The organism is Lysobacter sp. Hz25, from assembly GCF_046097045.1.
GTDB lineage: Bacteria > Pseudomonadota > Gammaproteobacteria > Xanthomonadales > Xanthomonadaceae > Lysobacter > Lysobacter antibioticus_B.
This window is the reverse complement of record NZ_CP175666.1, coordinates 2,151,821-2,164,263: the sequence shown is the minus strand read 5'-3', so window position 1 is coordinate 2,164,263 and position 12,443 is coordinate 2,151,821. Positions and strand designations below refer to the sequence as shown.

Here is a 12,443-nt window from a genome sequence, read left to right as displayed (position 1 = left end):
GAACAACGCCGCAACCGTTAAAAACACGGTCGCGGCTCGCGCCGCTCCTACCCCTGAAGCAACGACCCCGCCGAAAAATCGACAACACCGCCGAAGTTCCCGCCACCGCGACCGCCCATCGGCTGAATACGCATCCCGTGCCAGTGGTCACAACGACTTCATACCGGCGCGCCCACACTGCCGTCAGGCGCAGAGTGGATTCGCAAGCTCCCCAGGTTCGCGTCGCCTCCGGCCCGCGGCGCGCATCCCGCCCTTCTTATCCGGCCGGACGCGAGGTGTTTCATGCGCATGCCTCATCCCACTCCGACTTCCGAGCCGCTGCCGTTCGAGCGCGATAGCGCCCTGCCGCGCAACCGCGTCGGCTACGAGCCGGCCATGGCGATCACCCCCGCCGCGATCGCCGCTTTCGATGCCCTGGTGCACGAGTTGCACCCCGATGCCGCGCGCGTCGACGCCGCGCGCCTGCAGCGCCTGGCCGGCTGGCTGGCGGCGCTGCCGGCCAGCGAAGCCCGTCGCGTCGTCGACGAGCGCATGCAGAGCCTGCTGGACCTGCGCGCGATGGCCGCCGACCCGGCCTGGGACAGCGACGCGGCGATGCAGGCGCGCCTGGCCAAGCTGTTCGCCTACGTCGACAACGACCAGGACCTGATCCCGGACAAGGTGCCCCTGCTCGGCTTGCTCGACGACGTGCTGCTGATCGAGCTGACCTGGCCGGCGTTCGCCGCCGAAGCCGAGGACTACCGCGATTTCTGTGTCTACCGGCGGATCGAGCATCCGAGCGGCGACGACGCCGAGCAACGCGCGGCCTGGGTCCGCGACCGTATCGCCGAGTTGTCGCTGCTGCAGCACAACGCCCGGGTCAACGACAGCCACTACGCGAACGGACGCTCGCCCGAACCGGTGTTCCGGATCGCCTGAACGCGTCCGGTCCGCCCGCCGGCGCGACGAATCGGCACCGATGCCCCCCATCGGCGCCCGGTTCGCCGGCGCCGCCGCGGTGCCGAATAACGGCCCGAGTAACGGGCCAATCAACCGGCCCATAACCGGGCCTGTAACAGCGGGCGATACGGCCCCGCCGCCGGCCGAACGCGGCCTTGTCGCAACCCGGCGAGATCGACCTCTGGGCGGCCATCCAAGCCTGTCAAGGCTTGCCGCCGGCCACCGGGCTGATACCCTGCTGTTCGGCACGCAATCCGCTTGCCGTCCCACGGCTTGAATCCACCCGGTACGGCCGCAGAAACGGTACGCATGTCCGCTCCATTCGTTCATCTTCACCTGCACAGCGAATACTCGCTCGCCGATTCGACGATCCGCATCGGCGAACTGGTCAAACGCTGCGTCGCGCTCGGCCAACCGGCCGTCGCGCTGACCGACATCGACAACCTCTTCGCCACGGTCAAGTTCTACAAGGCCTGCGAAGGCGCCGGCATCAAGCCGATCATCGGCGCCGACGTCGGCCTGGCCGACGGCAACGAGACCGCCTCGCGCCTGACCCTGCTGTGCCGCGACCGCGGCGGCTACCTGACCCTGTCGCGCCTGCTCAGCCGCGCCTGGATGGAAGGCCACCGCACCGAAGGCGTGGTGCTGCGCCCGGAATGGCTGCGCGAAGACAACGAGGGCCTGTTCGCCCTCGCCGGCCGTCACAGCCTGGCCGGCCGTCTCGCCGCCAGCAACCGGGTCGAACTCGCCCATGCCTGGCTGGTCGACTGGCAAGGCGTGTTCGGCGATCGCCTGCACCTGGAACTGACCCGCAGCCAGCGCGACGGCGAAGAGGCCTTCAACGCCTTCGCCATGCAGGCCGCGAGCAAGCGCGGCCTGCCGCTGATCGCCAGCAACGACGCCCGCTTCCTCGACCGCGAAGGCTACGAGGCGCACGAAGCGCGCGTGTGCATCGCCTCCGGGCGCGTGCTCGACGACCCCAAGCGCCCGCGCGACTACAGCGCCGAGCAGTACGTCAAGTCGACCGAGGAAATGCGCGAGCTGTTCGCCGACGTGCCCGACGCGGTCGACAACGCCCTGGCATTGGCGACGCGCTGCAACGTCGAGCTCAAGCTCGGCGAGTACGCGCTGCCGGACTTCCCGGTGCCGGACGAGCACACCATCGAATCCTGGCTGCGCGCGCAATCGCGCGAAGGCCTGATCAAGCGCCTGGAAAAGAATCCTCTGGCGCCGGGCAAGACCCGCGAGGTCTACGACGAACGCCTGGAAATCGAGCTGGACGTCATCATCAAGATGGGGTTCCCCGGCTACTTCCTGATCGTCGCGGACTTCATCAACTGGGCCAAGGATCATGAAATCCCGGTCGGCCCGGGCCGCGGTTCCGGTGCCGGTTCGCTGGTCGCCTGGGCGCTCGGCATCACCGACCTGGACCCTCTGCCCTACGACTTGCTGTTCGAGCGATTCCTCAATCCCGAACGCGTGTCGATGCCCGACTTCGACATCGACTTCTGCATGGACCGGCGCGACGAGGTCATCGACTACGTCGCGCAGAAGTACGGCCGCGACCGCGTCAGCCAGATCATCACCTACGGCACCATGGCGGCGAAGGCGGTGGTGCGCGACGCCGGCCGCGTGCTCGGCCATCCCTACGGTTTCGTCGACGGCATCGCCAAGCTGATTCCCAACACGCTGGGCATCTCGCTCGACGACGCCCTGGGCGAGTCGGAAGCGGCGATCAAGAACCCGGAGCTCGCCTCCAGCGAACTGATCGCGCGCTACCGCAGCGAAGACGACGTGCGCGACCTGCTCGATCTGGCGCGCGAGCTCGAAGACCTGACCCGTAACGCCGGCAAGCACGCCGGCGGCGTGGTGATCGCGCCGAGCCCGCTGTCGGACTTCTGCCCGCTGTTCGCCGAACACGACGGCGAGGGCCGCGGCAAGAGCCCGGTGACCCAGTTCGACAAGGACGACGTCGAAGCCGTCGGCCTGGTCAAGTTCGACTTCCTCGGCCTGCGCACGCTGACGATCATCGATTGGGCGGTGCGCGCGATCAACAAGCGCCGCGCCCGCGAAGGCCAGGAACCGCTCGACATCACCGCACTCGAGCTGACCGACCAGGCCACCTACGAGCTGTTCGCGCGCGGCGACACGGTCGCGGTGTTCCAGTTCGAATCGCGCGGCATGCGCGAGCTGCTCAAGCGCGCCAAGCCCGACACCTTCGAAGACATCATCGCGCTCGCCGCGTTGTTCCGTCCCGGCCCGCTGGGCTCGGGGATGGACAAGGACTGGGTCGACCGCAAACACGGCAACGCCGAGGTCACCTACCCGCACGACAGCCTGGAACCGGTGCTGGGGCCGACCTACGGCGTCATCGTCTACCAGGAACAGGTGATGCAGATCGCCCAGGTCCTGGCCGGCTATTCGCTGGGCGGCGCCGACATGCTGCGTCGCGCGATGGGCAAGAAAAAGCCCGAGGAAATGGCGAAGGAGCGCGCCAAGTTCGAGGCCGGCTGCGCCGAGCGCAACATCCCGGCCAAGCAGGCCAGCCCGATCTTCGACTTGATGGAGAAGTTCGCCGAGTACGGCTTCAACAAGTCGCACTCGGCCGCGTACGCGCTGGTCGCCTATCAGACCGGCTGGCTCAAGCGTCACTACCCCGCCGAATTCATGTCCGCGACCTGTTCGTCGGACATGGACAACACCGACAAGGTCGTCAACTTCCTCGACGAAGCGCGGGTCATGGGCCTGACCGTGCTGCCGCCGCACGTCAACGAATCGGACTACATGTTCGAGGCGATCGACGCCAATACGATCCGTTACGGCCTCGGCGCGGTGAAGGGCGTCGGCCGCGGCGTCTGCGAAGCGATCGTCGAGGCGCGCCGTGCCGGCCCCTTCGACGACCTGCTGGATTTCTGCAAGCGCGTCGACACCGGCAAGCTCAACCGCCGCGCGCTCGAAGCGCTGGCCCATGCCGGCGCGCTCGACGGCCTTGGCCGCAACCGCGCGACCTTGATGCTGCAGTTGCCGGAAGTGCTCAAGGCCACCGACCAACTGGCGAAGGAACGCGCCGCCGGCCAGGTTTCGCTGTTCGGCGGTTTCGAGGCGGCCGCACCGGCGCTGCACCTGGACCTGCCGCAGGCCGACGAATGGCCGCTCGCGCAGATCCTGCACGGCGAACGCGAAACCCTCGGCCATTACCTCAGCGGCCATCCCTTCGATCCGTACCGCGACGAGCTGCGCAGCCTGGTCGGCACCGACCTGGGCGAACTCGAAGGCATCTGGGAAAAACGCCCGGAAAGCGCGCGCAGCGGCTGGCGTCCGGAGCTTGAAGTCATCGTCGCCGGCCAGGTGGTCGGCTTGCGCAAGAAAGGCGACAGCCAGATGTTCGTGCAGATCGAGGACGGCCGCGGCCGCCTGGAGTGCGCGTTCTTCTCCGAAACCTACAGCGAGTTCGCCTCGATGCTCGCCCGCGACCGCCTGCTGGTGATCCAGGGCGGCTTGCGCGAGGACGCTTTCAGCGGCGGCTTCGCCTTGCGCGCGGCGCGTTGCTGGGACTACGCGCAGGTGTGTTCGCGCCACGCCCAGCGCCTGTCGATGCGGCTGGACCTGCGCGTGCCCGGCACCTGGCAGCGCGTCGACGCCCTGCTCGCCAAGCAGCGCCCCGGCCCGACCCCGATCCGCCTGGATCTGCTGCGCGACGGCGCCGCCGGCATGCTCGACCTCAACGGCACCCAGTCGGTGCGCGTGGATGCCGACCTGGTCGGCACCCTGCGCGCGCAGCCCGGCGTGAAGGCGGTCAAGCTGACCCTGTCGAAGCCCTGGGCTCAGAGCTAGGAGTGGGCGGGCAGAAGTGAGGAGGGTGCGCAAAGCCGCCGTTACTCGCCTCTCACTCCTCGCTTCTCGCCTCCGTCCTTTCCCATGCCTCTCGGTACGGCCCCCCGCCCTGGGCTAGACTGTGCCTCAACCCGGCCAACGGCCCGAGCATGAATCCGAATTACCTCGACTTCGAGCAGCCCATCGCCGACCTGGAAGCCAAGATCCAGGAACTGCGCCACGCCAGCAGCGGCCCGGCCGTCGACATCGACGCCGAAATCCACACCCTGCAGGACAAGCTGCGCCTGCGCACCGCGCAGATCTTCCGCGACCTGAGTTCGTGGCAGATCTCGCAGTTGGCCCGCCACCCGGCGCGTCCCTACACCCTCGATTACATCCGGGTGATGTGCGACGAGTTCCAGGAGCTGGCCGGCGACCGCGCTTTCGCCAACGACACCGCCATCGTCGGCGGCCTCGGCCGCATCGCCGGCCGCAGCGTGGTCATCATCGGCCACCAGAAAGGCCGCGACACCAAGAGCAAGATCAAGCGCAACTTCGGCATGCCGCGTCCGGAGGGCTATCGCAAGGCGCTGCGCCTGATGAAGCTGGCCGAGCGTTTCCATCTGCCGCTGCTGACCTTCATCGACACCGCCGGCGCCTGGCCCGGCATCGATGCCGAAGAGCGCGGCCAGTCCGAAGCGATCGCGCGCAACCTGCTGGAAATGGCCGAACTGAAGATCCCGGTGATCTGCACCGTGATCGGCGAAGGCGGCTCCGGCGGCGCGCTCGCGATCGGCGTGGGCGACCGCACCCTGATGCTCGAATACAGCACCTATTCGGTCATCACCCCGGAAGGCTGCGCCTCGATCCTGTGGAAGACCGCCGAGAAGGCCAAGGACGCGGCCGAACAGCTCGGCCTGACCGCCAAGCGCCTGTACGAGCTGGGCCTGATCGACAAGATCGTGCGCGAGCCGATCGGCGGCGCCCACCGCAATCCCAAGCAGATGGCCACGCGCCTGAAAGCCGTGCTGCTCAACGAGCTCGACGCGCTGGAACCGTTGCCGATCGAAGACCTGCTGCAGCGCCGTTACGAGCGCCTGCGCGGCTACGGCGCATACGAAGCCGCCTAAGGCCAGCGCACCCGGAGCCGCGGACATGGAAGTCCTGATCAAGTGGCTGCTCGGCGGCGCATTCGCCCTGGTCGCTGCGCTATGCCTGTTCCTGCAAGGCCTCTATTGGTACGGCGCGCGCGGTCTGCCCGGGCAACTGCCGGGCCCGAGCCAGCAATACCCTGACGCCACCCGAGCCCTGCTGTGGGATCAGTTGGGCGGCCGCGGCGAAATCTCGGTACGTAAATTCAATGCGATCACCTACCCGGTTACCGCTGCGTCGATCAGCGTGCGTTACCTGTTCAACCCGAGCGTGGAGTTACAAACCCCGGCCGATCTGCGCTTGCTTGAAATGGCCTCCTACTCCACGGATTACCTGATCGAACAGGTATCGAAACCGCCAACGGCGCCTGTCGTCCAGGACAGCGGCATCGGTTCTAACGCAGAAGCACTTCAACAGCGTTCATACGACCGGCATTTTCAAAGCCTCGCGTTGCCCATAAGACTCAGCCGCGAATGGCCGGCGACGCGCATGCTCGACATGGTGCTCGAACACGCCGATTACGGGCGCGGCACCACCGGCCTGGACGAAGCAGCGCAAGCCTATTTCGGCGCGCCGGCAGAACACCTAAGCAAGGCAGAGACCGTGGCGCTTTTGAGCCTCAATTTCTCCGAGGGCTATATCGACCCCTATTGCGATGCGTCCGACTTCCGCACGCATTTCGCCGCCGCCCTCGCCAAGTCCGATCTGGTTGCGATCGACGGCGATCCGATGCGGCAATTGAGTCGACTCAAGCCCATCGCCTGCAAGCCGGCGCATTGAAGCCGGCTTGCCCGAGCCGGAGCCGCGGATTTCAGCAACTCGGATCTCAAAAACGCGGGCCTCACCAAGCCCGTTGATACTGCTCCGGCACGTGCGTCGTCGTACCGAGTTCGCGTGCGGCGCGATGCGGGAAATACGGGTCGCGCAACAACTGCCTGGCGAGCAGCACGACATCGGCCTCGCCGTCGGCGACGATGCGTTCGGCCTGCGCCGCTTCGGTGATCAGGCCGACCGCACCGGTGGCGATGCCGGCTTCGCGGCGAATCCGCGCCGAGAACGGCACCTGATAGCCGGGCTCGTTCGGGATCCGCGCGTGCGGCACCAGCCCGCCGCTGGATACGTCGATCAGGTCGACGCCGAGGTCCTTGACGATGCGCGCCAGTTCGACGCTCTGTTCGATGTCCCAGCCGCCGTCGGCCCAGTCGGTCACGGAAATCCGCAGCCACAGTGGCAAGCGCTCGGGCCAGACCTCGCGCACCGCCGCCAGCACTTCGCGCAGCAAGCGCGTGCGGTTGTCGAAACTGCCGCCGTAACGGTCGTCGCGCCGGTTCGACAACGGCGACAGGAACTGATGCAGCAGATAACCGTGCGCGGCGTGGATCTCGACCAGTTGGAAACACGAATCCAGCGCACGCTGCGCCGCCGCGGCGAAATCGTCGACCACGGTGCGGATCTCGATCGGCTGCAGTTCGCGCGGCTCGGTCGAGTCGTCGCGGAACGGCAACGGCGATGGCGCCACCGGCGTCCATCCGCCGGCGTCGGCCGGCACCGCCTTGCCGCCGAGCCACGGCGCTTCGACGCTGGCCTTGCGCCCGGCATGGCTGAGCTGGGCGCCGACGACCGCCTCGCGCGAGCGCAGGAAACAGGTAATGCGGTGCCAGGCTTCGGCCTGCGAGGCGTTCCACAGGCCGGTGTCGGCGGCGGAAATGCGTCCTTCCGGCGACACTGCACAGGCCTCGGTCATGACCAGGCCGGCGCCGCCGACCGCTCGGCTGCCCAGATGAACCAGATGCCAGTTGTTCGGCAGCCCGTCGACGGCCGAGTACTGGCACATCGGCGACACGACGAGACGGTTGCGCAACTTCAGCGATCGTTGCGACAGCGGAGCGAAAAGCCGGGACACGGTGGTTTGCCTGCTATGAATGTGGAGAAACGACGTTAATCGCCTGCGCCGGCCGGCGCAGCATCATCGGTGGGTTGCTGCGTCCCGCCGCCATGGCACCATGCCGCGATGCCCCCGCCGACTGCCGACGCGATCACACAAGCCCTCGCCGCATTGCCGCCGACGCCGCTGTGCGTGGCTTACAGCGGCGGTCTCGATTCGAGCGTGCTGCTGCACGCTTTGGCCGCTTCGCCGCAGGCCCGGGCGCAGGGTGTGCGCGCCTGGCACGTGCATCACGGGCTGCATCCGCAGGCCGACGCCTGGGCCGCGCATTGCGCCGAAAACTGCGCCCGGCTCGGCCTGGAATTCAGCGTTTCGCGGGTATCGGTTGCCCTCGCCGGCGGCGATGGCCCGGAAGCCGCGGCCCGCCGCGCGCGCCACGCCGCCTTCGCGGCCGGCCTGGGCGAAGGCGAGACCCTGCTGCTCGCCCATCATCGCGACGACCAGGCCGAGACCGTGCTGCTGCGGCTGTTGCGCGGTTCGGGGCCGGACGGCCTGGCGGCGATGCGCGCCTGGCGCGATTGCGGGCGCGGCAGGCTATGGCGGCCCCTGCTGAATCTGCCGCGCGCAGCCTTGCAGGCGTATGCGTCGGCGCAGCGGTTGCAATGGATCGACGACCCCAGCAACGACGAACACGGCTACGACCGCAATTTCCTGCGCCATCGCGTGTTGCCGGTGTTGCGCGAACGCTGGCCGCAGGCCGATGCGGCCTTCGCCACCTCCGCCCGCTTGAACGCGCAAGCCGCCGAATTGCTCGACAGCGAGGATGCGATCGCCTTGGCCCAGGTGCGCAGCCTCGATCCGCAGGCGCTGTCGCGCTCGCGCCTGCGCGCGCTGCCCAGCGCGCGCCGCGCGCGCGTGCTGCGGCGTTGGGTCGCCACGCTCGGCTTGCCGCCGTTGCCGGCCGAAGGCGTGGCGCAGATCGAATCGCAGTTGCTCGACGCCCGGGCCGACGCCGAAGCCGAATTCGTCTGGCACGGTGCGGTCGTGCGCGCCTGGCGCGACCTGCTGCACGCCGAGCGCCAACGCCCGCCCCTGGCCGAGGATTGGAGTGTCGAATGGGACGGCCGCCATGCGCTGCCGCTGCCCGACGGCGGCGAGTGGCGCCTGCACGGCGCCGACCGCTTCCAGGCGCCCTGCCTCGCCCACGGCCGCCGCGGCGGCGAGCGCATCGCTCTGCCAGGGCGCAGCCATCGCCATGCGCTCAAGCAGGCGCTGCAGGATCTCGGGGTACCGCCGTGGGAGCGGCGCCGCCTGCCTTTGCTGTCGAGCGCCGACGGCGAATTGCTGGCGGCCGGCGACTTGCTGCTGTCGGCGCGCATGGACGCCTGGCTGCGCGAACGCGGGGCGCGCCTGCTCTGGACTTGAAGCGCGGAGCGGCGGCCTGAGCCGCCTGGCGCTCTTGAATCGCGGCCTGGCCGCTAAAGCGCTCTTTGATCGCGGCCTTAGCCGCTAAGGCGCTCATTGATCGCGGCCCGAGGCCGCTAAAGCGCTCTTGATCGCGGCCTGGGCCGCTTTAGCGCTGCCACCTGCGGCCCCTGGGCGCAGTCGCGCATGCGCCGCCGCATTGACCCTGCCCCTCCCCCGCCGCACACTTCTCACATGGCCCGTAAAACCCCTACCGAAGCCTCGCCCGTCGCCGATTTCGAACAGTCGCTCGACGCCCTCGAGCAACTCGTCGACAAGATGGAACACGGCGAGATGAGCCTGGAAGATTCGCTGGCCGCGTACGAACGCGGCGTCGGCCTGTACCGGCGCTGCCAGACCGCGCTGGAACAGGCGGAACTGCGCGTGCGCCTGCTGACCGACCCGCAGGACCCGGCCGGCGCCGAACCGTTCGCCCAAGCCAGTCACCCAGGCCACCCGGGCAACGACACCGATGCTTGACGGCAGCTTGCGCGATTGGCGCGCACGCGCCGACGCCGCGCTTGCGCGTGCGCTGCCTTCGCCCGACGACGAACCGCGCCTGCTGCACATGGCGATGCGGCATGCGGTGCTGCTCGGCGGCAAGCGCATGCGCCCGCTGCTGGTCCACGCCAGCGGCGCCCTGTTCGAGGTCGCGCCGTCGGTGCTCGATGCGCCGGCCACGGCGGTCGAACTGATCCACGCCTATTCGCTGGTGCACGACGACCTGCCGGCGATGGACGACGACGATCTGCGCCGCGGCCAGCCGACCGTGCACGTGGCCTTCGACGAAGCCACCGCGATTCTCGCCGGCGATGCGCTGCAATCCCTGGCCTTCGCCGTGCTCGCCGATACCGACAGCAACGACCGCATCCGCGTCGCGCTGCTGCGCACTCTCGCCGAAGCCGCCGGCGTCGCCGGCATGTGCGGCGGCCAGGCGCTCGACATCGACGCCACCGGCTCGGGCGTGCGCCTGGACGTGGCCGCATTGGAGCGCGTGCACGCACTCAAGACCGGCGCCCTGATCCGCGCCGCGGTGCGCATGGGCGCCTTGTGCGGCGACGCCGATCCGGCTTCGCTGGACGCGCTGGACCGCTATGCGCGCGCGCTCGGCCTGGCCTTCCAGGTGCGCGACGACATCCTCGATGTCGAAGGCGACAGCCAGACCCTCGGCAAGACCGCGGGCAAGGACGCCGCGCAGGACAAATCGACCTTCCCGGCGCTGATCGGGCTCGACGCTTCGCGCGCGCGCCTGGACGAACTCGCGCAGGCGATGAACGAAGCGCTGGAGCCGTTCGGCGAACGCGCCCACGCCCTGCGCGCGCTGGGACGGATGGCGATCGAACGCGATCGCTGACCCGCACTCCCGCTGCGGCCGCGGCCGCACCACAAAGCGCCATCGCGAACCTATCGCCCAAAACAAAGGCGGACCGAAGTCCGCCTTTGTCGTGCCGCGATGAAGCGCGCGATCAGTTGACCAGGCGCAGCGTCATCGGATAACGGTAGGACTCGCCCTTGTTCGCGGCCAGTGCGGCCATGATCGTCAGGACCAGCCAAGCCAGGCCGACGGCCAGCATCAGCAGGAAACCGATCAGCACGATGGTCAGGATCGCGCTGACGATGAAAGCGATCAACACGGTGATGTTGAAGTTCAGCGCTTCCTTGCCCTGTTCCGCCGCGAACGGCATGGTGTCCTTCTTGATCAACCAAACGACCAGCGGACCGAGGACGGAGCCGAAGGGAATAATCAAACCGACCAGCGTGCTCAGATGAGCCAGCATGCCCCAAGTCTTCTCGTCCTGACTGATATCGTTCATTACGCTTCCCCTACGTGATTGGATGGTGTCGATAGAAAAGTTCCGCGCCCACGGCTCGGCCCCCTAATGGTCATCATAAACCTTTCTTCGTCACAGTTAACCACGCCGATCCGCGCTATAGGCGCCGGCGAGGCAACGTCGGCGGGGACGATTTCCGGCCATCGCGCGAAGCCGCGAGCGCGAACCTCGACCCGCCGAGCGGGCACCGAACCCCGAACCCGGCCGTAGCCGCCGCTCAGCCCGCCCGCCAACCCGCCAGCGGCGAGATGCCGCGGCTGTCCGGAAATACGCGCTTTTCCAGCACGCCCTCGGCCAGCCCCAGGTGTTCGATGGCGATGCCCTTGAACAGGCTGCGCAGGTCGCTGGTCGCGCGCAGGTCGCGGCCTTCGTTGAGTTGCGCCGGCCCCAGGCCGGGCCAATCGCCGCCGATGCGGCCGCCGCGCACCGCGCCGCCGCACAACAGGGCCATGCCGCCGGTGCCGTGGTCGGTGCCGCCGGTGCCGTTGATCGCCGCGGTGCGGCCGAACTCGGTCACCACCGCCACCACCGTGCGTGGCCATGCCGCGCCGAAGCCTTCGCGCGCAGCGGCCAGGCCGCGGTCGAGTTCGGCCAGTTTGCGCGCCAACTGCGGCGCCTGATTGCGATGGCTGTCCCAACCGGTGTCTTCGACGAAACCGATCCGCGGCCCGCCGGCCGCGCTCATGCGTTCGGCGGCGACACGCATGGCCTCGGGCAGCGCGAACGCGCCCTTGCCTTCGCGGGCCAGCGCCGCCGAGCGGGTGGATTGCTCGAAGGTCTCGCTGAGCCGCGCATCGGCGGCGTACAGCGGCTGCAATTGCTGCAGCAGCAGCGGGTCGACGCCTTTCGGCAACGGCGGCCACCAATTGCTGGTGCGCTCGCTGCCGCGCAGCGCCAACGGCATCACCGCCGCGACCGCGAAACCGGCTTCGCTGGGCAGCGCCTGCACGCAGCGGCCGAGCCAACCGTCGCGCGCGCCGTTCGGCCGCGCGGTGCCGTTTTCCAGGCAGTCCTGGGCATCGAAATGCGAACGCGCGCGATACGGCGGCGCGATCGCGACGATCGGCAGCAGTTGCTTGTCGCGGTACATCGCCGCGGCCTGCTGCATCGCCGGATGCAGGCCGAACATCGCGTCGATGCGGATCGGGTCGGCCACCGCACCGGCGCCGCGCAAGGCGGCATACACCGGATCGGCGTAAGGCGGCAGCAAATGCAGGCCGTCGAGCCCGCCGCGCAACAACACCAACAGGAAACGCGTATCCGCATCGTCGCCGGCGGCGCGCGACGCGTTCGGGAACAGGGTCAGCAGTGCGCTCGCGCCGAATGCAGCCAACAGACCTCGGCGTTGCGAATCCATC

Annotated in this window: 10 protein-coding genes; 7 read left to right on the top strand and 3 right to left on the bottom strand. The window is 68.6% G+C overall.

Going from position 1 to position 12,443, the window contains the following annotated elements; translation table 11 throughout:
• Positions 1-288: 288 nt before the first annotated feature.
• The 4 genes from ACKN61_RS09200 (at position 289) to ACKN61_RS09185 (ending at position 6,684) form a co-directional block, all read left to right on the top strand.
• Positions 289-918, top strand: a complete 630-nt coding sequence (locus ACKN61_RS09200) for a hypothetical protein (protein ID WP_408953226.1) — start codon at positions 289-291, stop codon at positions 916-918.
• 330 nt (positions 919-1,248) lie between these two features.
• Entirely contained in the window at positions 1,249-4,773 is a 3,525-nt protein-coding gene (gene dnaE / locus ACKN61_RS09195) for a DNA polymerase III subunit alpha (protein WP_408953225.1), read from the top strand.
• 149 nt (positions 4,774-4,922) lie between these two features.
• Positions 4,923-5,882 (top strand): acetyl-CoA carboxylase carboxyltransferase subunit alpha, encoded by a 960-nt coding sequence (locus ACKN61_RS09190; RefSeq protein WP_031372530.1) that lies wholly within the window; start codon positions 4,923-4,925, stop codon positions 5,880-5,882.
• A gap of 25 nt (positions 5,883-5,907) precedes the next feature.
• Positions 5,908-6,684, top strand: coding sequence for a transglycosylase domain-containing protein (locus ACKN61_RS09185; protein ID WP_408953224.1), 777 nt, complete (start codon positions 5,908-5,910; stop codon positions 6,682-6,684).
• A 61-nt stretch (positions 6,685-6,745) separates the two neighbouring features.
• Here ACKN61_RS09185 and ACKN61_RS09180 read toward each other — a convergent pair whose 3' ends face one another.
• On the bottom strand, positions 6,746-7,807 hold the full coding sequence (locus ACKN61_RS09180) for an NADH:flavin oxidoreductase/NADH oxidase (protein ID WP_408953223.1): 1,062 nt from the start codon (positions 7,805-7,807) through the stop codon (positions 6,746-6,748).
• A gap of 108 nt (positions 7,808-7,915) precedes the next feature.
• Here ACKN61_RS09180 and tilS point away from each other — a divergent pair, with 108 nt between their 5' ends.
• The 3 genes from tilS to ispA all read left to right on the top strand — a co-directional run bounded on the left by tilS (position 7,916) and on the right by ispA (position 10,607).
• Positions 7,916-9,214 (top strand): tRNA lysidine(34) synthetase TilS, encoded by a 1,299-nt coding sequence (gene tilS, locus ACKN61_RS09175; RefSeq protein WP_408953222.1) that lies wholly within the window; start codon positions 7,916-7,918, stop codon positions 9,212-9,214.
• 234 nt (positions 9,215-9,448) lie between these two features.
• Positions 9,449-9,733: an exodeoxyribonuclease VII small subunit gene (locus ACKN61_RS09170; RefSeq protein ID WP_408953221.1), complete on the top strand. Its 285-nt coding sequence runs from the start codon at positions 9,449-9,451 to the stop codon at positions 9,731-9,733.
• Positions 9,726-10,607, top strand: a complete 882-nt coding sequence (ispA, locus tag ACKN61_RS09165; RefSeq protein ID WP_408953220.1) for a (2E,6E)-farnesyl diphosphate synthase — start codon at positions 9,726-9,728, stop codon at positions 10,605-10,607. Before ACKN61_RS09170 ends, ispA begins: the two co-directional genes overlap by 8 nt.
• Before the next feature lie 112 nt (positions 10,608-10,719).
• Here the strand turns inward: ispA and ACKN61_RS09160 are convergent, their stop codons facing one another.
• Together ACKN61_RS09160 and ACKN61_RS09155 are read right to left on the bottom strand one after the other, a co-directional pair.
• Positions 10,720-11,067, bottom strand: coding sequence for a DUF4870 domain-containing protein (locus ACKN61_RS09160; RefSeq protein ID WP_031372524.1), 348 nt, complete (start codon positions 11,065-11,067; stop codon positions 10,720-10,722).
• Between the two features lie 235 nt (positions 11,068-11,302).
• Complete coding sequence (locus ACKN61_RS09155; RefSeq protein WP_408953219.1) at positions 11,303-12,442, bottom strand: DUF1501 domain-containing protein; 1,140 nt, start codon at positions 12,440-12,442, stop codon at positions 11,303-11,305.
• Position 12,443 lies beyond the last annotated feature (1 nt).